The 20,053-nt window shown below is 32.6% G+C and carries 22 protein-coding genes and 1 tRNA gene; 18 read left to right on the top strand and 5 right to left on the bottom strand.

Annotated features, from left to right (window positions below):
* The first annotated feature begins 350 nt into the window (after nt 1–350).
* The 11 genes from ACGLWY_RS02175 (at nt 351) to ACGLWY_RS02125 (ending at nt 11,819) form a co-directional block, all read left to right on the top strand.
* The gene (locus ACGLWY_RS02175) at nt 351–800 is read left to right on the top strand and encodes a GatB/YqeY domain-containing protein (RefSeq protein ID WP_396618032.1); all 450 of its coding nucleotides are present in this window, start codon (nt 351–353) and stop codon (nt 798–800) included.
* A gap of 65 nt (nt 801–865) precedes the next feature.
* Nucleotides 866–939: transfer RNA gene (locus ACGLWY_RS02170), tRNA-Arg, on the top strand.
* A 277-nt stretch (nt 940–1,216) separates the two neighbouring features.
* Complete coding sequence (locus tag ACGLWY_RS02165) at nt 1,217–1,510, top strand: hypothetical protein (protein ID WP_396618031.1); 294 nt, start codon at nt 1,217–1,219, stop codon at nt 1,508–1,510.
* 25 nt (nt 1,511–1,535) lie between these two features.
* The gene (locus ACGLWY_RS02160; protein WP_396618030.1) at nt 1,536–2,258 is read left to right on the top strand and encodes a DUF6088 family protein; all 723 of its coding nucleotides are present in this window, start codon (nt 1,536–1,538) and stop codon (nt 2,256–2,258) included.
* A complete protein-coding gene (locus tag ACGLWY_RS02155; RefSeq protein ID WP_396618029.1) occupies nt 2,255–3,232 on the top strand; it encodes a nucleotidyl transferase AbiEii/AbiGii toxin family protein in 978 nt (325 codons plus the stop codon). Before ACGLWY_RS02160 ends, ACGLWY_RS02155 begins: the two co-directional genes overlap by 4 nt.
* Nucleotides 3,233–4,138: 906 nt before the next feature.
* Nucleotides 4,139–5,455, top strand: a complete 1,317-nt coding sequence (locus ACGLWY_RS02150) for a TolC family protein (RefSeq protein ID WP_396618028.1) — start codon at nt 4,139–4,141, stop codon at nt 5,453–5,455.
* 94 nt (nt 5,456–5,549) lie between these two features.
* A complete protein-coding gene (locus ACGLWY_RS02145; protein WP_396618027.1) occupies nt 5,550–6,632 on the top strand; it encodes an efflux RND transporter periplasmic adaptor subunit in 1,083 nt (360 codons plus the stop codon).
* Between the two features lie 217 nt (nt 6,633–6,849).
* On the top strand, nt 6,850–10,041 hold the full coding sequence (locus ACGLWY_RS02140; protein WP_396618026.1) for an efflux RND transporter permease subunit: 3,192 nt from the start codon (nt 6,850–6,852) through the stop codon (nt 10,039–10,041).
* A gap of 40 nt (nt 10,042–10,081) precedes the next feature.
* Complete coding sequence (locus ACGLWY_RS02135; protein WP_396618025.1) at nt 10,082–10,387, top strand: hypothetical protein; 306 nt, start codon at nt 10,082–10,084, stop codon at nt 10,385–10,387.
* Between the two features lie 11 nt (nt 10,388–10,398).
* Nucleotides 10,399–10,587 carry a DUF2892 domain-containing protein gene (locus ACGLWY_RS02130; protein ID WP_396618024.1) on the top strand — a complete coding sequence of 63 codons (189 nt, stop codon included), beginning with the start codon at nt 10,399–10,401 and terminating at the stop codon, nt 10,585–10,587.
* Nucleotides 10,588–10,967: 380 nt separating this feature from the next.
* Nucleotides 10,968–11,819 carry a zinc-dependent peptidase gene (locus ACGLWY_RS02125; RefSeq protein ID WP_396618614.1) on the top strand — a complete coding sequence of 284 codons (852 nt, stop codon included), beginning with the start codon at nt 10,968–10,970 and terminating at the stop codon, nt 11,817–11,819.
* Nucleotides 11,820–11,901: 82 nt separating this feature from the next.
* On the opposite strand, the gene ACGLWY_RS02120 is transcribed toward ACGLWY_RS02125, so the two are convergent.
* On the bottom strand, nt 11,902–12,465 hold the full coding sequence (locus ACGLWY_RS02120; protein WP_396618023.1) for a CHRD domain-containing protein: 564 nt from the start codon (nt 12,463–12,465) through the stop codon (nt 11,902–11,904).
* Nucleotides 12,466–12,720: 255 nt separating this feature from the next.
* Here ACGLWY_RS02120 and ACGLWY_RS02115 point away from each other — a divergent pair, with 255 nt between their 5' ends.
* Complete coding sequence (locus ACGLWY_RS02115; RefSeq protein ID WP_396618022.1) at nt 12,721–13,146, top strand: CBS domain-containing protein; 426 nt, start codon at nt 12,721–12,723, stop codon at nt 13,144–13,146.
* Nucleotides 13,147–13,176: 30 nt separating this feature from the next.
* Nucleotides 13,177–13,593 carry an HPP family protein gene (locus ACGLWY_RS02110; protein ID WP_396618021.1) on the top strand — a complete coding sequence of 139 codons (417 nt, stop codon included), beginning with the start codon at nt 13,177–13,179 and terminating at the stop codon, nt 13,591–13,593.
* A 208-nt stretch (nt 13,594–13,801) separates the two neighbouring features.
* Here ACGLWY_RS02110 and rpe read toward each other — a convergent pair whose 3' ends face one another.
* The 3 genes from rpe to ACGLWY_RS02095 all read right to left on the bottom strand — a co-directional run bounded on the left by rpe (nt 13,802) and on the right by ACGLWY_RS02095 (nt 16,128).
* Nucleotides 13,802–14,464, bottom strand: a complete 663-nt coding sequence (gene rpe, locus ACGLWY_RS02105) for a ribulose-phosphate 3-epimerase (protein ID WP_396618020.1) — start codon at nt 14,462–14,464, stop codon at nt 13,802–13,804.
* Between the two features lie 224 nt (nt 14,465–14,688).
* The gene (locus tag ACGLWY_RS02100) at nt 14,689–15,552 is read right to left on the bottom strand and encodes an RNA polymerase sigma factor RpoD/SigA (protein ID WP_100610046.1); all 864 of its coding nucleotides are present in this window, start codon (nt 15,550–15,552) and stop codon (nt 14,689–14,691) included.
* Nucleotides 15,553–15,753: 201 nt separating this feature from the next.
* A complete protein-coding gene (locus ACGLWY_RS02095; protein WP_396618019.1) occupies nt 15,754–16,128 on the bottom strand; it encodes a hypothetical protein in 375 nt (124 codons plus the stop codon).
* A 157-nt stretch (nt 16,129–16,285) separates the two neighbouring features.
* Between ACGLWY_RS02095 and ACGLWY_RS02090 the strand changes: the two genes are divergently transcribed.
* From ACGLWY_RS02090 to ACGLWY_RS02080, 3 genes are all read left to right on the top strand, one after another.
* A complete protein-coding gene (locus ACGLWY_RS02090; RefSeq protein ID WP_396618018.1) occupies nt 16,286–16,789 on the top strand; it encodes an antitoxin Xre/MbcA/ParS toxin-binding domain-containing protein in 504 nt (167 codons plus the stop codon).
* Nucleotides 16,789–17,259 (top strand): RES family NAD+ phosphorylase, encoded by a 471-nt coding sequence (locus tag ACGLWY_RS02085; RefSeq protein WP_396618017.1) that lies wholly within the window; start codon nt 16,789–16,791, stop codon nt 17,257–17,259. Before ACGLWY_RS02090 ends, ACGLWY_RS02085 begins: the two co-directional genes overlap by 1 nt.
* Nucleotides 17,260–17,323: 64 nt before the next feature.
* Nucleotides 17,324–17,464 (top strand): hypothetical protein, encoded by a 141-nt coding sequence (locus ACGLWY_RS02080; protein WP_396618016.1) that lies wholly within the window; start codon nt 17,324–17,326, stop codon nt 17,462–17,464.
* Here the strand turns inward: ACGLWY_RS02080 and ACGLWY_RS02075 are convergent.
* Complete coding sequence (locus ACGLWY_RS02075; protein WP_396618015.1) at nt 17,433–18,434, bottom strand: hypothetical protein; 1,002 nt, start codon at nt 18,432–18,434, stop codon at nt 17,433–17,435. The two genes, ACGLWY_RS02080 and ACGLWY_RS02075, sit on opposite strands and share 32 nt — an antisense overlap.
* A gap of 171 nt (nt 18,435–18,605) precedes the next feature.
* Here ACGLWY_RS02075 and ACGLWY_RS02070 point away from each other — a divergent pair, with 171 nt between their 5' ends.
* Together ACGLWY_RS02070 and ACGLWY_RS02065 are read left to right on the top strand one after the other, a co-directional pair.
* Nucleotides 18,606–19,376, top strand: coding sequence for a hypothetical protein (locus tag ACGLWY_RS02070; RefSeq protein WP_396618014.1), 771 nt, complete (start codon nt 18,606–18,608; stop codon nt 19,374–19,376).
* A gap of 128 nt (nt 19,377–19,504) precedes the next feature.
* On the top strand, nt 19,505–20,020 hold the full coding sequence (locus ACGLWY_RS02065) for a hypothetical protein (RefSeq protein WP_396618013.1): 516 nt from the start codon (nt 19,505–19,507) through the stop codon (nt 20,018–20,020).
* Nucleotides 20,021–20,053: the final 33 nt, after the last annotated feature.

The raw sequence follows: 20,053 nt of genomic DNA, 5'->3' as shown, positions 1-20,053 counted from the left end.
ATCTGGATGTTATAATTTAAATATTTCCCCGAAGGCTCAGAACTGCTCGAAAGGCAGTTCTGGGTGAGGTAAAATACAAAATTTCGGTTTTTTGACCCTGAGGTCAAAATGAAACAGGCGAAATACCTCTATGATTCTGCGAGGACAGTCTGTTTAAAGAAATTTTTTATTCCACGAATCTGCCAAAGGCAGATAAAATTTGTGTGATTTTTTAGAATCATTAAAATTTGTGCAAATTAGTGTCATTCGTGGCAAAAATAAAACTCAAGAGTTTGCTCTGAGGAATCTGTTTTTCATCTATATTTTATTATAAATTTGTTTTATCTTCGCATTCTAATAAAAACAAAGCAATGAGTTTACAACAGGATATTATGGTGGCTTTAAAGGAAGCTATGAAAGCTAAAGATCAAACAGCATTGACAGCTTTACGAGCTGTAAAATCGGCTATTTTATTGGCGCAAACAGAAAGCGGAGCAAAAGAAGAACTGACAGAAGAACAAGAACTTAAAATACTTCAAAAACAAGTTAAGCAGCGTAAAGATAGTGCTGCCATTTATTTGGAGCAAGGACGTGAGGATTTAGCAGCACCAGAATTAGCCGAAGCTAAAGTTATCAGTCAGTTTTTACCAACTGCGCTAAGCGATGACGATGTTGAAAAAGTAGTTGTAAATATTATAAATCAAGTGGGTGCGCAAGGCATGAAAGATATGGGCAAAGTTATGGGATTGGTTAGTAAAGAATTGGCAGGACAAGCTGATGGCAAAACCATTTCCAATATTGTAAAAGCTAAGTTGTCTTAAAAAGACGAGTTGTAATATTAATGTATTACAATAATAAATAGCGAATAAAAAATAATTAATATTTCGGCTGCGTAGTTCAATTGGATAGAATATCAGATTTCGGCTCTGAGGGTTGGGGGTTCGAATCCCTTCGCGGTCACTAAAACTAAAATTGTTTAGTAACAAAACCATGTAATTTTTATTAATTACGTGGTTTTTAGGTTTTTAGGAGTACATTAAATTTGAATCATTTTGGTTTAAAATGTTCGCTAATCGACAGTAAAATTTAAAGTGTCGGTTGAATCGTATGGAGAGATAAATAAATAAGCTTAGAGTAAGTAACAATTAAACGAGGGCAAATTCCACCTACAAAAGTAAAACGAGAGTAAAAAAGCTTAAAAAACGTCTATGTTTATATATTATTTGAGATTAACTATATGTTCCAAGGTAAATTGCAAACGGTTACATTGAGAAGACCTTTCGATTTTAATAAATGGGTAGATAATCTTACTGATAATAGAGTTAATATTATTAAAGCTATTCATAAAAACTATAAAGTTTCTAAAAGAGAACTTGAAGAAATAGTTGGCTTAAGTCCTATTGCTATTGATAATAATCTAGATGCTTTAAAGAATATTGCTCTTATTGAAAGAGTTGGTGGTGCCAAAGGTGACCATTTGAAAATCCTTGTTGCGATGTCAAGTTTTTTGAGCAAAAAACTTGACATATAGTATTTATTTGTACCTTTGCAGGATTATGAATATAGCAACTAAAATAGCAAGCCAAATAAAACAGTTTCCGCAAGGTAAAACCTTTGGTTATAAAGATTTAAATATAACTACAGACCAGTATGTAACGGCAGCAAAGGCATTGGAACGCTTACTTAAAAAGGGGATTATTAAAAAAGTAGCTAATGGTAAGTTTTATAAGCCAGAAAACACAGTTTTTGGTGAGCTTAAACCGAGTGAAGCAGAACTGTTAAAACCGTATTTGTTTGAAGGAAACACACGTATTGCCTACATTACTGGAGCATCTTTATATAATCAAATGGGATTGACAAGACAAGTAGCTTCTAAAATTAAAATTGCTAGTAGAGGAAAACGAATATATGTGCAAGCTGGAAATATAAAGGCTACACCTGTTAAAAGTTATGTCGAGGTAACAAATGATAATTATCGACAATTAGGATTTCTAGATGCACTTAAGGACATTAATATAATTTCAGATCTAGACCCAAAAGCAGCAGTTGTTATATTGAGTAACATGTTAAAAGAGATGCCAAATAAAAAATTGGCTGACACTATAAAATATGCCTTAGTATATCCTCCTAGAACTAGAGCGTTATTAGGGGCATTACTTGAAAATATGGAGAAGAATGAGTTTATACAAGTACTTAAAGAAAGTTTAAACCCATTTTCAGAATACAAAACGGCTATTAGTAAGCAACTTTCAACAGGAAAAAATTGGAATTTAGTATGAAGCTCCATGAGGATATAAAAATTTTTGAAGACGCTATTAGAATTACAGCACAGCAATTAAACATTGCTGAAATTCATATAGAAAAGGATTATTGGGTGACGTTAGCCTTGCATACTATATTTAACAATCCAATAGGAAAGCAGACCGTTTTTAAAGGTGGAACGGCATTATCAAAATGTTTTGGTTTTATAGAACGGTTTTCTGAAGACATTGATTTGGTGGTTTTGAATAATGAAGGTGAATCTGGGAATCAATTAAGAAACAAGCTTAAGAAGATAACTAAAGTTGTTGCTACAAAAATTGAAGAAGTCGATGTAGAAGGTATTACGAATAAATTGGGTATGATAAGAAAAATAGCTTATAACTATCCGAAGTTATTTCAAGGTGAATTTGGTCAAGTAAGAAATGTGATTGTCGTTGAAGCCACCTGGTTAGGACGTTTTGAACCTTATCGCAAACAACATATTAGTTCTTATGTTTTTGAGATGATGCAGATGAATAATCAATTAGATATAGCTGAAACTTATGATATGCTGCCGTTTGAAGTACAAGTATTGGATGTGAAAAGAACTATTTGCGAAAAGATTATGAGCCTTGTTCGGTTTTCTTATGGTGATGATGTTATTTATGACCTAAGAAACAAAATACGCCATACATATGATATTCACCAATTATTAAAGCAAGACACTATAAAAGCCTTTTTTAATTCACCTGAATTTGATAGTATGCTATTAACAGTGGGCAATGATGATGTATTCAGTTTTAAATCTGGAAATAAATGGTTAGAGAACCATCCAAAAGACGCCTTATTGTTTACCAATACCGAGGATGTATGGAATGAGTTGAAAGGGACATACAATAATGAATTTAAGGATTTGGTGTATGGTCAATTACCTAAGGACATTGATGTTTTAAAAACATTATTAGAAGTAAAACAGCGGCTTCAAAATATAAAGTGGAATGTGAAAGTATAGGAGCTAAAAGTTCTGATAATAAGAAAATGAAGTTTTAGTTTTGAACCATAATTTATATCTTTTAAATAAGATAATTTTATATCTTTATTTCAGATTGAAAGTCATTGGTCAACAAACCAATTTAATTAAAAGGGTAGTTATTTAACCACCATGAATTAATGACATCTTCAAGCACCTATAAAGATTACTAGTTTAAGATAGGGTTATAATCCCTCCGCGGTCACTAAAACTAAAATTGTTTAGTTTCAAAACCATGTAATTTTTGTTAATTACGTGGTTTTTAGGTTTTTAGGAGTATATTAAATTTGATGCAATTGGTTTAAAATGGTAGCCATTCGTCAGTTAATTTTCAAAGAGTCAGTTGAACTGGCTTTTTGTAAATCCTAACAAATCGGTATAGTTGATTTGACTTTAGACAAAAATCTTTAATAACTTAAAGACGAGAACTATACCTACTACAAATTCACTCTCAATTTTTTTGATTAGACCAAAAAAAGCAATCTTCAACTATGCGTTAATTTATGCCAGAGTTAACGTAAATGCTAAACATGTGGCTACGTCAGGGGCACTTGTAAATTGTTCAATGCAATCAAGATTGTTTAATTTTTATTGTCTAATTTTTTGTTCGATAGTATATTGTTGAATAACAAAATGTTACGTAACAAAAGTCATATTTTTTTTCATTATCAATCTTTACATTGTATAGCTATTCTCAATAGTATATTTTATAGTATTAAGTAACATAAGTTACCATACCAAGTAACATAGGTTACTAAAAGACTTCAAAAACACCTCTACATTTGTTCTGTTAAATAATAATTTTTTAATGAGCAAATGTAGAGGTCGATATCAACGAAAGTAATGCATGACTCATTCAATTTGACAATAAAAACAATAAATCAACAAATGAAAAACAACTTAAATATTTTAACTTTTTGTTTTTTAAGTTTTGCTTCTATTCTTAATGCTCAAGATATTATCCCAATATCTAAAGCAGAAGTGTTAAACAGAGTTAAAGAAGGCAATCAAACCATTAAAATTTCAAAAGAGGACTTTAATCAAGCAAGAGCTGATTATAGACAAACCAATGCCATTTTTTTGCCAAACATAGCAGTTTCCCATACAGGGATTTCTACAACCAACCCTTTAATGGCTTTTGGTTCAAAATTAAATCAGGAAATATTGACTGCCAATGATTTTAATCCAGCATTATTAAATGATCCCGATCAAACCCAAAATTTTGCGACACGCATTGAAGTGAAACAACCACTTATAAATATGGATGGTCTTTATCAGCGCAAAGCAGCTAAAAGTAAGATGGAAGCCATGACTTTACAAACTGAAAGAACCAGTGATTATTTGATGTTTGAAGTCAATAAAGCGTATATGCAATTGCAATTAGCTTATAAAGCATTAGATGTTTTAGAAAAAGCACTTAGAGCAGCAGAATCAAATAAAAAATTAGCAGATAACAGCTTTAAACAAGGCTATTTACAACAAGCCGATGTGTTGGCTGTAGAAGTTAGAGTTACTGAGGTTAAGAATCAGTTGCAAATAGCTAAAAGTCATGTTGAAAACGCTTCAGATTATATATCATTCCTTATGAACGATACCAGCAATGCTATACTAAAACCTACAGATAGCTTAACTGTCAATAATTTTGATTTAGTTGCAGCATCTCAAGTGCCCACAGAACGTTCAGATATTAAAGCCATGCAATTAGCATCCAATGCCTATCAAAGTATGAACAAAGCTGATAAAATGACGTTTCTACCTACTTTAAATGCTTTTGGAAGTTATGAATTGTACGATGACAAAGTTTTTCAAGGTGACGCCAATGGCTATTTAGTGGGTGCCCAATTAAGTTGGACTATTTTGGATGGTACCAAGCGTTTTGGGAAATCTCAAAAAAGTAGAGCAGCATATGAAAAATCAAAATTACAATATGAGCAATATCTATCACAAAGTCAGTTAGAATTGAATAAAGCCAAACGTATGTTTATGGATGCTGAAAACAAATTACAACTTTCAAAACTAGCTATGGAACAATCCCATGAATCTTTAAGAATTAGAACAAATCGTTTTGAAGAAGGCTTGGAAAAAACATCAGACTTATTAATAGCAGAAACGCAATTCGCACAAAAACAATTAGAATATTACCAAACCATTTTTGAATATAACTATACACAAGCATACTTACAGTTTTTAACTAAAGCTGAATGAAAACTATGAAACGAGCCATGTTAATGATGTTGATATCAATAAAAAAATTATTGGCGAATGACATTAACTTCTAAAAACAATAAAAAATAAATAGATGAAAACTAAATATACAATAGCCTTTTTAGCACTCACATTTTTAGCAGGAAGCTGTGGTAGTGAAGAGAAAAAAACAATAGCAGGGAATCCGCCAATTCCTGTGAAAGTAAGCAAAATAAATGAAAATAGTAGCAGGCCGTTTTTAACAGCTAGTGGAACCATACAAGCCGTTAAAAGTGCCAGTTTAAGTACACGGATGATGGGTTTTATTACGAACACGCCTGTAAATGTTGGTGATCATGTAAAAACGGGTCAGTTACTAGTCGCTATTAATAATGCAGATTTACAAGCTAAACTGTCACAAGTTAATGCAGGCATATCAGAAGCGATAGCGGCCTATAAAAATGCTGAAAAAGATTATAACCGTTTTAAAAATTTGTTTGCAGAAAATAGCGCATCTCAAAAAGAATTTGATGATATAACAGCGCATTACAATATGGCTAAAGCCAGATTAGAAGGTGCAAAACAAATGAAAAATGAAGTAGATGCCCAATTTGCTTATGCTAACATTCGTGCGCCTTTTGATGGTGTTATTACGGGTAAATTCATTAAAAATGGCGATATGGCGAACCCAGGAATGCCTTTAATAGCTATAGAAGCACCAGGAAAATTTGAAGTGATGGCTGGTGTGCCAGAAAGTGACATTTCAAAAATTAGTTCAGGAATCTCTGTCAATATCCTTGTAAAATCAATTGACAAAACGGTTGAAGGTAAGGTTACTGAAATAAGTAGTTCTGCAAAAAATACGGGTGGGCAATATATGGTGAAAGTGGCTTTAGATAAAACAGATGATTCAATCCTGTCCGGCATGTTTGTAACGGTTCAGTTTCCAATTACGACCCAAGAAAAATCTGAAATGGTTTTGATACCTAATGAAGTGCTTGTTACTAAGGGGCAACTTTCTGGAATTTATACGGTTAGTGAAAGTAATACGGCGTTATTACGTTGGTTGCGCTTAGGTAGAACGTTTGGTGACCAAGTAGAAGTGTTATCTGGGTTATCATCCAATGAAAGATATATTATTTCGGCTGATGGCAAATTGTTTAACGGAGCTAAAGTAATCCCATCCACAACTCCTTAAGGAAGGTAGTTTGATAAAAGACTTTAAAAAGAAATCAAAATAAGTTAAAAAATTAGTTCATAAGTCTTTGTGGCTTTGGAGTAGTTAAAAACGCGTTAAGGATAGCAGCGGCATCCTTTTTTATATCAGATTGAGTGCCTTGAGGTAACGAAAGGTATCGAGAACAAGTAAAAAAGATATAGCGAATAGCCTGTTAAAACGCCCAAAATAAACGAACATGAAAGAAGGAATTTCAGGTAAAATAGCTCATTTTTTCATCAACTCAAAACTTACCATTTTGTTGATGATTGGTTTGATGGTTATTGGCATATATAGTTCATTTCTCATTCCTAGAGAGGAAGAACCACAAATAAATGTGCCTATGGCCGACGTTATGGTTGGTTATCCAGGAGCAAATCCAGGCGAGGTTGAAAGTCGGGTTATAAAACCTTTAGAAAAGATTATTTCAAACATTAAAGGTGTTGAACACATTCACAGTATGGCTATGAACGGTCAAGCGGTTATGGTGGTTCAATTTTATGTTGGTGAAGATACAGAGCGCTCTTATGTAAAATTATATGATGAGTTGATGAAGCACAAAAATATGTTTCCTGAAGGTGTTTACCAACCTATAGTTAAAACACGTTCTATTGATGATGTGCCCATGCTAGGATTAACCCTTTGGAGTGAAAACTATGATGATTATCAATTGCGTCAAATTGCTGAAGAATTAATTTCGGAAATTGAAAAAGTAAAAGATGTTTCCATTACTAAAGTTATTGGTGGCAGAAATAGGGAGGTAAAAGTGTCATTAGATAAAGATAAAATGGCAGAAAGTGGCGTGGATGCTTTGGGAATTATGCAAATGATAAAAGCCAATAACAGCAGTTCACAATCCGGAAGTTTTGTTAATAATGATACGGAGTATTTAATTACTACCGGACGTTTTTTGGAAACCAAGGAAGATGTTGAAAATTTAGTTGTTGGTGTTAACCAAAATATGCCTGTTTATTTAAAACAAGTGGCTACTATTACAGACGGCCCTTCATCACCGAAAAGTTATGTGTCTTTTGGTTTTGGGCAAGCTAACGAAGGTTTTAAAGACTTTAAATCAGAATATCCTGCTGTTACCATTTCAATTTCAAAAGTAAAAGGGGCAGACGCCATGAAAATATCTGAAAAGATATTAACGCATATTGATAAATTAAAATCAACCTTAATTCCAAATGATGTCCATGTTGATGTGACGCGTAATTATGGTGAAACCGCATCAGATAAAGTAGGTGAGTTGTTATTGCATTTAGGTGTTGCCATATTAGCTGTAACTATTTTAGTCATGTTGGCGATGGGTTGGCGAGGTGGATTGGTGGTATTTTTCTCGGTGCCATTAACCTTTGCATTGACCTTGTTTGCATATTATATGCTGGGTTACACATTAAACAGAATTACATTATTTGCTTTGGTATTTGTAGTTGGTATTGTAGTAGATGATAGTATCATCATTGCCGAGAATATGCATAGGCATTTTAAAATGAAGCGCTTACCATTTAAACAAGCTGCCATTTATGCCATCAATGAAGTAGGGAATCCGACCATATTAGCCACTTTTACAGTAATCGCTGCCATATTGCCGATGGCTTTTGTATCAGGGATGATGGGACCTTATATGAGCCCAATGCCTATTGGAGCATCTATTGCCATGATATTATCATTATTTGTTGCATTAACTGTGACACCTTATTTAGGCTATCATTTATTACAGGGAAAAGAGAGGCAAACCCATAAAGAAGAAGCAGGATTAGAAACAAGTAAAATCTACAAAATTTATAAAAAAGTTGAGCAGCCGTTTTTAAACAGTTCTAAAAAACGTCATGTCATGTTTGCCATTACTGCTTTACTGCTTGTTGGTTCCGTACTCATGTTTTTTACCAAGACTGTTGCTGTTAAAATGTTACCTTTTGATAACAAGAATGAATTTCAAGTAGTTATCGATATGCCAGAAGGCACCACTTTAGAAAGGACAGCTGTTGTTACCCAAGAAATTGCACACTACTTAAAAACCGTTCCTGAAGTTGTAGATTACCAAAATTATGTTGGAGCTTCTGCGCCTATTACCTTTAATGGTTTAGTACGTCATTACGATTTACGAGGCGGTAGCAATATGGCAGATATACAGGTAAATCTGTTACATAAGGAAGATAGGGATTTACAAAGCCATGATATCGCAAAAAAGGTACGACCAAGTATTCAAAAAATTGCTAAAAAATACCATGCCAATGTAAAAATTGTTGAGGTTCCGCCAGGACCACCAGTACTTTCTACATTAGTAGCTGAAGTTTATGGACCAGATTATGATGAGCAAATAAAAGTTGCCCAACAAGTTAAAAATATTTTAGAGCATACTGTTGATGTGGTTGATACCGATTGGATGGTCGAAGCGAATCAAGTTGAATACCGTTTGGTGGTAGATAAAGAAAAAGCCATGTTAAATGGTATTGCTCCGCAGCAAGTGGTTGGAAACTTGACATATTTACTCCAAGAATATCCTATAGCTAATTTATATGATGAAACATCAAACGATCGTGTAAGTATGGTGCTTTCTTTAGATGATAAAGATAAAACATCACTTCAGGATATTCAAAACCTGAAAATAAAAGGAAATCGAGGACATGTTATTCCAATAAGTGATTTGGTGTCGGTTAAAAAAGAAACCTTAGAGAAAACCATTTACAGAAAAGATCAAAAACGTGTTGTTTATGTACTGGCAGATATGGCTGGTGCGCTAGAAAGTCCTGTATATGCCATTTTAGGGATGAATGAAAAACTTCAGAAAATAAAACTGCCCAAGGGCTATAAAATTAACGAACTGTATGTGGATTCACCTACCGAAGAAACAGATTTTACTGTGAAATGGGATGGCGAATGGCAAATTACTTTAGAAGTATTTCGCGATTTAGGGACTGCATTTTTAATTGTTATTGTTATTATCTACATGTTAATTGTTGGTTGGTTTCAAAACTTTAAAACACCTTTGGTCATGATGGTTGCCATTCCGTTATCGTTAGTCGGAATTGTTCTTGGTCACTGGATTTTAGGAGCATTCTTTACGGCGACGTCTTTCATTGGAATGATTGCCTTGGCAGGTGTGATGGTGAGGAACTCTGTTTTATTAATCGATTTTATTGAGATAAGATTAAACGATGGTATTCCTTTAAAGCAAGCTATTTTAGATGCGGGTGCCGTAAGGACAACGCCTATTTTATTAACTACTGGAGCAGTTGTCATTGGAGCATCTATTATTTTATTTGACCCGATTTTTCAAGGTTTGGCCATATCATTAGTAGCTGGAGCTATTGTTTCTACGCTTCTTACTCTTATTGTAGTGCCGCTGATTTATTACATCACGGAAAGAAAAAAATGGGAACATTAATTAATGTATAATCAAAGTAATGTAATATATAATCAAAGAAATGAAACTAGTTATTATTACCGCAATCAAAGAGTTTGAAAATGATATTAAACTCCAATTAAAAGAAGCCGATGTGAAGACATTCTCATTTAGAGATGTTACCGGTTATAGGGATAGCACTGAAGATGCTGTTGAATCTAATTGGTTTTCGAGAGAGATGAATCAAACGGAATCCATTCTTTTTTATGCATTTGTCAAGAAGGAAAATGTTGATATGCTGTTTGAATTAATCGATAATTTCAACCAGCAACAGCAAAGCTTGTCGCAAATTCATGTAGCAGTTATAAACATAGAAAAATCAAATTAAAATTATTCAAAATGAAAAATAGAATCGTTAGGGGGATTGCAGGAAGCTTTATATTAATAAGCTTATTACTTGCTGCTTATGTAAATCATAACTGGTTGTGGTTTACAGCCTTTGTAGGTGCCAATTTATTACAATCATCATTAACAAAATGGTGTTTAATGGATACTATTTTAGAAAAAGTATTCAAAGTAAAAAACTAAGTTTCAAAGCTGATAACGGTTTTCAGAATAAGCAGTTTCGTATTTTTTAAACGGCTTATTTTTAACCATCTTTAATATAAGTTTTCCAAAACACCGAACTGTTTAAAAGTGTGTTCATTTATTGTTTTTTAGTAAAATAGTTTCGTTGCCAACATAATCAAGTCTTTTTTAGTAAAAAATGGAATCCTATCAAATAAAGTTTTCATCAAAAACCTGAGTTTAAAATTCAATATTTTAAACTCAGGTTTTGTACTTTTAAGCTTTATATTATTTAACCTTTGTAATGACCGTAATATAACACCTGTTTACCTCTTATAGTAATTTCAAAGATGAAATGGTATTGATATATAATTAATTTTTAAAACAGACGTTTTTACTTGATGTTAAGCCTACTGGTTACTAAAGATTTTACTTTGGGTGGCAAAATTCTTATTGGAATTTTGTTAGTCATATTGTCCTGTATTATTTTGAATTATATCTTCAAAATGATAGAAATGGGTTATGTGCTAAAGCAAAAAAAACCATTATATAATCATTTTTATTTTCGACTAAGGCGTTTAAATAGAACGCAAAAAGATATTTTGCAGCATCAATTTTCATTTTATAAAAAACTTAGTAATGCAGAGAAAAAATACTTTGAACATCGTGTGGCATCTTTTATTAATGATAAAGATTTTATTGGTAGAGATGGTGTTGTAATTAATGATGAAAAAAAAGTTTTAATTTCGGCAACAGCTGTAATGCTTACGTTTGGTTTTCGGGATTTTTATATTGGCTTAATTTCTAAAATTGTCATATACCCAAACGCTTTTTATTCTAAAACAAACAAGGCATATCATAAAGGGGAGTTCAACCCTAGGCTAGCCGCTTTAGTACTCTCATGGGAAGATTTTGTAAAAGGATTTAATACCGATAATGACAATATTAATTTAGGCATACACGAGTTTACCCATGCCATACATATTAACAGTATGAAAGAACGTGATGTGAGTTCAACTATTTTTAGCGATTCGTTTAAGGAACTGTCAGGTATGTTAGCTTCAAATGAAGCTTTAAGAAATAAATTAAAGGAGTCGGATTATTTTAGGAAATATGCATTCACCAATCAATTTGAATTTGTGGCTGTAATAATTGAGAATTTTATTGAAACACCTAAAGAGTTTAGGTCGCAATTTCCGCAGGTCTATGACAAAGTGAAACAAATGCTCAATTTTAATGTTATTAACTATTGAGCATTTTTAAAACTCGTTTAAAATGAACCAATAATAAAACACGCACCTTATATTTTAAAACAATAAAAGGTGCGTGTTTTTTTTAAAGCTGGCCTCTAATTTCGCCTCCACCAAATGTTGGAAAGGTGTGAACATTTACATAAATAAGCCCATTTCTCATGGCGTCTATAAGACCTGGCATGTCACCTGCAAGTGAACCGGTTATATCTTCAGCTGTAACGTCGCCTTCTGCTAAAATACCATTCGCTGGACCTGAAGGTTGTTCATTCGGATTTACATACAATGTAACCACAACACCTCCGTTTACGCCCACAGGAGCCATATGGAAATGGGAAAACCTTACATTTTCTATGTTAGCCGTAATTAACTTGTAGTGAATAGTGCTTTCGTCTTTGCTAATAGTAACAATAGCTTGTCCGGTAGCTTTCGAACCATTAGGAGGAACTTCATTGGCGCCACTAAGGTTGGTTGTAAAATGCAATCTAGTGTCAGAGGTTTTTTTAGAACTGGTTTTAGCACTTTCTTGCAACATGCTTGCTGCCTCTGTTTGTGAGTCAGGTAGTGTTTCGTTTGAGCAAGTAAATAGTGACATGCTCGCTACAAAAAGTAACGCAATACTTTTCATAGAGTAATTTTTTATTTTCATAAATATTTAGTTTTAATATTTAGTTATATATACTAAGACTAAAAATTTGGGGAAGTGCACAGCATACACTCCTAAATAAGTTATATCTCCATAAGATAGTGAACAATTTTTGTTTTAGAAAAATTAATTGCTAACAGGTGATATTTATTATTTTAATGGTACAAACTTATTCATTGGTTTACATGATTTTTGTCATGCTTTTCTATGGTTTGATTTTATAATTTTAGTGATAGTAAAAACTAAAATTGAAAAGTCATGATACGTAAAGCGCCTATTTCAATGATAATGACAGCGCCTGTTGTTACGTTAAAAAAGAAGGATAGTTTAGAAACAGCAGAGCGTCTTTTCAAAAAGTACCATATACGACATTTGCCCGTAGTTAATGACAATGTCGTTGTGGGCATGCTAAGTTATACAGATTTACTTCGACTTAGTTTCGCAGATATTACAGATAATTCAGATTCCGACGTTAATGCCGATGCCATGGTATATAATATGTTTACTATAAAGCAAGTAATGAAAAAGCATATAATGACAGTTTCAACTTCAAATTCAATAAAAGAGGTAGCAGAGATCTTGGCAAGTAAAGAGTTTCATGCTTTACCTGTTGTCGATAATAACAAATTAGTTGGTATTGTTACCACTACAGATCTTATAAAGTACTTACTAAAACAGTTTTAATATCATTTAATCTTTCAATTAATAAAAAAAATGAACCGAAGAGCACCAGTTTCAGAAATAATGAGTAAAAGTGTTGTCGCATTAAAAAGAGGCGATAATTTAGAGAGAGCCGAAATGCTTTTTAATAAGCACCGAATCAAACACATTCCAGTTGTTAGTTCAGATGTGATAATAGGAATGTTAAGTTATTCCGATTTACTAAAAATTAGTTTTGCTGAAACCACAAAAGACGAGCATGATGTAAATACTGTTGTATATAACTCGTTTACAATAGAGCAGGTGATGAGTAAGCGCATCGTAACTATAAATAGCAATACCACTATAAAAGAAGCGGCTACTATTTTAGCTGAAAGAGAGTTTCATGCACTGCCTATTGTAGATAATGGTATTTTGGTGGGTATGGTAACGACTACCGATTTGTTAAACTATTACATAAAGCAATATTAAGAGACTATTTAAATTTTGTTTTTGGAATGGTTTATAGAGTATTTATTTATCAGACAGGGCCGAGCGTATAAAAAAGGTATGGGAGACCTTTTTAGCGAAGGAGCCAGGCTGCTGCGAGAGAGAGGTACATAGCTATGGACCGAAAGATAGCTGAAGTATGGCGGAAAAAGACACATAAAAGAGCCAAAAGATAAAACTTAAACAGTCTTTAAGTATTGGCAATAGCTTTAAGTTGCTTTATGGTTTCAAGTGGATTGTTGCTTTTGAAAACAAAACTTCCGGCAACTAAAACATCAGCACCAGCGTCGGTAAGTGCTTTTGCGTTGGCAGTTGTTACACCTCCATCAATTTCTATAATGGTGGAAGCGCCTTTACGTGTAATTAATTCTTTTAGCTGTTTTACTTTATCATACGTATTTTCAATAAAGCTTTGACCACCAAAACCAGGATTCACACTCATAATAAGCACTAAATCAATGTCGTTAATGGTGTCTTCTAAAAGACTCACATTTGTATGTGGATTTAATGAAACACCAGCTTTCATGCCTTCGGCTTTAATGGCTTGTAACGTTCTATGTAAGTGTGTACAGGCTTCGTAATGAACCGTTAAAATATGGCTTCCTAAATCTGCAAATGTTTTAATGTATCTATCAGGGTCAACAATCATTAAATGCACATCAACCGTTTTTTTTGTATGCTTAGTTATGGCTTGTAGAACAGGCATACCAAATGAAATATTTGGTACAAAAACACCGTCCATAATGTCTATATGAAACCAGTCGGCTTCACTTTGGTTTACCATTTCTATATCGCGTTGAAGGTTGGCAAAATCGGCAGCAAGTAGCGAAGGCGCAATTAATTTAGAACTCATTATAAAGGTGTGTTGTAAAGTTTATGCAAATATAGAAAAGTCTTTTAGAAGTCCCTTTCCTTTATAGGGGGATTTATAATTAAGGAAAAAAGTTTCTTCCCTTAGGGAAGACGGAAGATGGGAAAAATAAACCCCCGGTAATCAGCCGGGGGTTCTTTCATCAATCAAAAAACGAACAGTTATGTGTAACTGTTTGTTACTGTTATTTAGTCGTAAAAAGTTTACTAACCTAAATATGTTTTTAATATTTTACTTCTAGAAGTGTGTTTTAACCTTCTAATAGCTTTTTCTTTTATTTGACGTACACGCTCACGAGTTAAATCGAACGTCTCACCAATTTCTTCTAAGGTCATTGGGTGTTGGTTTCCTAAACCAAAGTATAAACGAATCACGTCTGCTTCACGAGGTGTTAAAGTTTCTAAAGCACGTTCAATTTCTGTACGTAACGATTCGTGTAATAACTCTCTATCTGGGTTAGGCGATTCACCACTATTTAATACATCATATAAGTTAGAATCTTCACCTTCAACTAGAGGCGCATCCATACTTACGTGACGGCCCGAATTTTTCATAGACTCTTTAACATCGTTAATAGTCATGTCCAATTCTTTTGCAATTTCTTCAGCACTAGGTGGACGCTCGTGACTTTGCTCTAAAAACGCAAATGTTTTATTAATCTTGTTAATAGAACCAATTTTGTTTAAAGGTAAACGTACAATACGTGATTGTTCAGCCAAGGCTTGAAGAATCGATTGACGAATCCACCAAACGGCATACGATATAAATTTAAAACCACGGGTTTCATCAAAACGTTGTGCCGCTTTAATTAAACCTAAATTACCTTCATTAATTAAATCGGGCAATGTTAAACCTTGGTTTTGATATTGCTTAGCTACCGATACAACAAAACGTAAATTTGCTTTTGTCAACTTCTCTAAAGCAGCTTGGTCGCCAGCTTTAATGCGTTGTGCTAATTCTACTTCTTCGTCTGCGGTAATTAAGTCAACTTTTCCAATTTCTTGAAGATATTTGTCTAACGAAGCGGTTTCTCTGTTGGTAACCTGCTTCGTAATTTTAAGTTGTCTCATCTAAAGTTCTCCTAAGTTATAAAATGAATATTGTTATTCAATGGTTATACGTAACTATATTAAAAAATGTTACAAAAAGTTTTAAATTTATTATTGCATGACCTTAAAAAAGGTCACGTTATCCATTATATCTTTTATTTACAAAAATAAAAGGATGCCGCTCCTATTGTTAATGCAGATTTTAGTTCTGAAAATTTTATTTTAAATCTTAATTAATGTTTTGTTATTAAGATTTATTGCCTCCAACATTTCTTGTGTAAAAGCATAATGCCCACGAGCTGTAATAAGTCTAAATCTAGACGATTTTAAATTGCTTAAGGTGTTGAGAAATAACCATTTGGATTTTAATAATTTTGGTTTTTCGGATTTCAAACTTAAATCAAAATAATGTTTCCTACCTTCCTTTTCTGCTACAATGTCAGGGGTAATGCTAATATCACTTCCTGCTTTTAGATAAGATTTTGGGGTTTCATAACCATCAGTATCAGCTTTAATTTTTTTAAAACCGTGGTTCTCTAAATAAGTAATAGAGTTCTTTAAAATGTCTGAGTATTTTGCTTTGTCTTCGTATATCATAACTCATAATATAATGAAAATGAGTAGAAAAGCAAATTTTTAACAAGGTTTAACGTTTGGTGTCAGATTATATGAGCTAATAATTTTTGAATCAATTAAATTAGAAATCAAAAATATTATTGTATATTTACAATTACATAGACGTAAAAATACAATCATGAATGTAAAGGAAAAATCAAAAGATTCAAATAAAAAGAAAGGTGTAACAAAAACGAGGGTTGCTACAAAAGGAAGGGAATCAGTTGGTCCTGCAAAATTTTCGCCTTCTTGGGTTGTTGCAAATGCTAAAGATGCTCCAGGGTTTAAAATGGAATTAATAGGACGTATCAGGGAAGGTGTGAAAAAGACAGATTGGAAACAATTAATACATTTTACAGGTTCAACTGAAAAAGAGTTTGAACATATACTTCCAGCATCTATTAGTAGTATGCAAAAGAAAACCGTTTATGGAAAAGAAACTTCAGAACGAATCTACGAATTGGCGAGATTATTCGGATTAGGTTATGAGGTTTTTGATTCTAAAGAAGACTTTAAGAAATGGTTAATGACTCCATCCAAGACTCTTGGGAATAAAATTCCATTTGAACTACTTGATAGTAGTTTTGGTTTTGAAATGGTTGAAACCGAAATTGTTAGAATTCAATACAATGTTTATAGCTAATGATTGTCTATCGGGTAGCTAATGTGAAATATAAAGATCTAACACTTTCTGGAATAGGGGCTGAAAAGGTTGGCGGTAGATGGAACGAAGTTGGAACACGCGCTGTTTATTGTTCAGAAAATATTTCATTGGCCTTGCTAGAGTATTATGTTCACTCTGAAAACATCGCATATTTGCCAAAAGAAATATTAATTGTGAAAATTCAATTTCCAGATGATTTTGTAATAGAAGAGTTAAAAGAGCTTCCGGAAAGATGGAATCAATACCCATATTCTTCTAAAACAACAGGAATTTTCACGGATTTGGCAAAAGATCGACATGTTTTTGCATTACGAGTACCATCTACTATTGTTGGATTAGAATCAAATATTATTTTAAATCCTTTATATAAAGAATTTGGGAAAGTAGAAGTTATTGAGTTTATTGAATTACCTATTGATGAAAGACTTAAAAAAGACAAACGCGAATAATGTTAGATAAATTAATTGAGTATTATATGACAAAATTGCCGTATAATTAATTGGCATTTGTTTTATGAACAAGGAACAACTTAAAAAGAAAATTGGTCAGCGTATTGTTGAGTTAAGAAGTCAGAAAGGTTGGAGTCAGTCCGATTTAGCTCTTGTTTGTGATAAAGATATTGCTATTCAAAATCAAACGCATCATTATCGATAATGATGCGTTCTCGCAATCGGTTTATTTTTTGATGCATTCTATTAAAAAATAAGGACCTGTCTTTTTCGCCGGCATTCACCAATAGCTTAGAAATACTCATTTGTTTTTCAAAAAAATCGTGCATAAGTTCACAAGTTGGTTGATGCTCTATTTTAAAATAACTTATTACTGTAAAAGGTGTAAAGAATACTTTTTTATAAGGTGTTTTTACCATAATAGTATTGCTCATGGTATGGATATCGTTAATGTATAGATTGTAAATAGCTTTGTTTTTGGAACCAATTATAGACTGTTGAATGGCTTGTTTTTCTACATGTCGAATAACATCTTCAATGTCTGAACAAATAAGCAATGCCAATTTTTTTGATAGCGCTCCTGCTTCAAAATAGTATAATACTTGTTGTAATGTACCATTAATGGTGGTATTGTTCCAAATCTCTGTAATGTTTATGTCTTTGTAAACTTCACCTAATTTGTATGCGTTTTCAAGTAATGAATCAGGAATGGTCTTTATAAAATCATCAAAAGAGACTTTGCTTTTGGTCATATTGGTATCAACATCTTTTAACCAAACATAAATTTTATAACGCGATAAAAAGGAATCTTTTAATGTATGAAAAAGGGGGATGTCTTTAGCTGAATAAATTATGGAAGCACTTTTTAATTGTGTTAATGGTAAAACATTATTAAGCGATTGTTTAAAGTAGCGTTCTAAACCTTCTTTATTGTGTATTGGTGGTGATAATTCTGTAAGGATAGAATTTTGACTGCCAACTTCAAATAAATTATTTAATGATATTTTATAGTGTTTTGCAAGTTTTACACTTTCCTCAAGAGATAGGCTGGTTTTTAAATTAATACGTCTATATGCCGCATCATAACCTATATCTAAAATAGTGGCTATTTCTTCTACAAATGAGGTATGATTTTGTGTTTTTTCCTTTAGATACCTAATAAATTGTTCTTGCATTTTTTGAAAGATTACAAGTAGGTTTCTGGAAGGCTTTGTGAAATTTAAGAAAAAAAAATCTAATTATCAGCGTTTTAGTCAAATGATTATCAAATATCACAAAGTACATTTGAACTGCTAACCATTCATGTGTTTTTTAAAATAAAAAGCATGACTTTAAACACTGTTATTATGAAAGCATTATTGAATTTATTATTGGTGATTATTGTGAGTTCTTGTGGGGTTAAAAGGGTTTATACCACAGGTTCGTATGGCTCGATAAAGTCCTATACAGAAAAACAACATTTTATAGATAAAAAAACAACAGCAACCTATGTGTCTGGTGATGTTAGTTTTGGAAAACATTCGCAAGAGGATGGTAGTTTTAATGATACTAAAACTATAGCAGCAATTAATATTCATAGAAATACTACGGGAAGGTTTTATAATTATTATTATGGATTGGGAGGAACCTATGGTACTTATAATTTTAAGGAAGGATATAGTGATCTAATTGTTAAAGGTGAAAAGAGTCATTTTTATACCATTAATATTAAATCTGGAATAAACTATACTTATACAAGACCTAAAGTGGATTGGCGTTTTATAGGTTTAGAATTTGCTTATCTAAATGAATTTGGACCTTATCAAGATAAATTATCTGAATTAGAATTAACTACAAATAATGATGTGGACCTGATTATTGCCAATCAAAAATCTATGTTCACTTTCAATTTATATTCAGAATATGTGTTTAAAATTTCTAATGAAGAAGCGTTCACTCTAGGTTTTTATCTAGGTGATTTGTTAAATTACAAAAACACAGAATTATATAGTGATAGCACGGGATTTAGCGGTATAACATTAGGGTTGAGGCTTAAAAAATACTCCGTTAATGCTATTTTTGAAACAGGTGAAGGAGACATTAAATCTTCTAAAATCGGACTTACTTATAAACTCTAATAAAATTAATTACAATAGCTAACTATATAAATTTAAAAAATCATGAAATCGCCATTATTTGGAAACACACACCCCAATGAAGATAAAAGGGATACCATATGATCATTAAAAACAATAAATATTTACATATGAAAACACTAAAAAAGCAAATCAGAATAATGGCTTTGGCTATAGTTTTGGTATTTAGCACAAGTACGTATGCTCAAAACGAAGTAAAAAAGTACAATATATACCTTAGAGTATATAATTTGGAAGGCAAGCAGATAAATAAGGGGTCGCTAATTTTTATTAATGATTCACTTCTGGAACTAAAAGGCAGTAGCAAACAAGAAAAAATAAGTTTACAAGAAATTGGTTTTATAAAAACCAAACGTGCAGCAGGTAATAATGTGCTTATTGGTGCTGCGTCTGGAGCTGCTTTAGGAGCGATTGTAGGAGTGTCAACAGCTGATCCGGATGCTTGGGTCCTAGCATATACTGCGGGTGAAGGAGCACTTGCTTTTGGAGGAATTGGTGCTTTAGGCGGTGCAGCTATAGGAGGTGTGACGACTCTTTTTAAGAAATCGGAAACTTTTATTATTAATGCTAGTGACGTGAATTGGAGTTTATTTCAAAAAGCAATGGGTAATCAAAGGTTTAAGTAAATTAAAAAACCTCACAAAAAAATATCTTGTGAG

This window comes from Mariniflexile sp. HMF6888 (assembly GCF_044335535.1).
Lineage (GTDB): Bacteria > Bacteroidota > Bacteroidia > Flavobacteriales > Flavobacteriaceae > Mariniflexile.
The sequence above is the reverse complement of the archived record's forward strand: the minus strand, read 5'-3'. Positions and strand labels throughout refer to the sequence as shown.

Bases quoted from the DNA above. Each gene is read 5' to 3' on its own strand.
- ACGLWY_RS02175 (WP_396618032.1), top strand. From the start codon at position 351: ATGAGTTTACAACAGGATATTATGGTGGCTTTAAAGGAAGCTATGAAA.
- ACGLWY_RS02165 (WP_396618031.1), top strand. From the start codon at position 1,217: ATGTTCCAAGGTAAATTGCAAACGGTTACATTGAGAAGACCTTTCGAT.
- ACGLWY_RS02160 (WP_396618030.1), top strand. From the start codon at position 1,536: ATGAATATAGCAACTAAAATAGCAAGCCAAATAAAACAGTTTCCGCAA.
- ACGLWY_RS02155 (WP_396618029.1), top strand. From the start codon at position 2,255: ATGAAGCTCCATGAGGATATAAAAATTTTTGAAGACGCTATTAGAATT.
- ACGLWY_RS02150 (WP_396618028.1), top strand. From the start codon at position 4,139: ATGAAAAACAACTTAAATATTTTAACTTTTTGTTTTTTAAGTTTTGCT.
- ACGLWY_RS02145 (WP_396618027.1), top strand. From the start codon at position 5,550: ATGAAAACTAAATATACAATAGCCTTTTTAGCACTCACATTTTTAGCA.
- ACGLWY_RS02140 (WP_396618026.1), top strand. From the start codon at position 6,850: ATGAAAGAAGGAATTTCAGGTAAAATAGCTCATTTTTTCATCAACTCA.
- ACGLWY_RS02135 (WP_396618025.1), top strand. From the start codon at position 10,082: ATGAAACTAGTTATTATTACCGCAATCAAAGAGTTTGAAAATGATATT.
- ACGLWY_RS02130 (WP_396618024.1), top strand. From the start codon at position 10,399: ATGAAAAATAGAATCGTTAGGGGGATTGCAGGAAGCTTTATATTAATA.
- ACGLWY_RS02125 (WP_396618614.1), top strand. From the start codon at position 10,968: ATGTTAAGCCTACTGGTTACTAAAGATTTTACTTTGGGTGGCAAAATT.
- ACGLWY_RS02120 (WP_396618023.1), bottom strand. From the start codon at position 12,465: ATGAAAATAAAAAATTACTCTATGAAAAGTATTGCGTTACTTTTTGTA.
- ACGLWY_RS02115 (WP_396618022.1), top strand. From the start codon at position 12,721: ATGATACGTAAAGCGCCTATTTCAATGATAATGACAGCGCCTGTTGTT.
- ACGLWY_RS02110 (WP_396618021.1), top strand. From the start codon at position 13,177: ATGAACCGAAGAGCACCAGTTTCAGAAATAATGAGTAAAAGTGTTGTC.
- rpe (WP_396618020.1), bottom strand. From the start codon at position 14,464: ATGAGTTCTAAATTAATTGCGCCTTCGCTACTTGCTGCCGATTTTGCC.
- ACGLWY_RS02100 (WP_100610046.1), bottom strand. From the start codon at position 15,552: ATGAGACAACTTAAAATTACGAAGCAGGTTACCAACAGAGAAACCGCT.
- ACGLWY_RS02095 (WP_396618019.1), bottom strand. From the start codon at position 16,128: ATGATATACGAAGACAAAGCAAAATACTCAGACATTTTAAAGAACTCT.
- ACGLWY_RS02090 (WP_396618018.1), top strand. From the start codon at position 16,286: ATGAATGTAAAGGAAAAATCAAAAGATTCAAATAAAAAGAAAGGTGTA.
- ACGLWY_RS02085 (WP_396618017.1), top strand. From the start codon at position 16,789: ATGATTGTCTATCGGGTAGCTAATGTGAAATATAAAGATCTAACACTT.
- ACGLWY_RS02080 (WP_396618016.1), top strand. From the start codon at position 17,324: ATGAACAAGGAACAACTTAAAAAGAAAATTGGTCAGCGTATTGTTGAG.
- ACGLWY_RS02075 (WP_396618015.1), bottom strand. From the start codon at position 18,434: ATGCAAGAACAATTTATTAGGTATCTAAAGGAAAAAACACAAAATCAT.
- ACGLWY_RS02070 (WP_396618014.1), top strand. From the start codon at position 18,606: ATGAAAGCATTATTGAATTTATTATTGGTGATTATTGTGAGTTCTTGT.
- ACGLWY_RS02065 (WP_396618013.1), top strand. From the start codon at position 19,505: ATGAAAACACTAAAAAAGCAAATCAGAATAATGGCTTTGGCTATAGTT.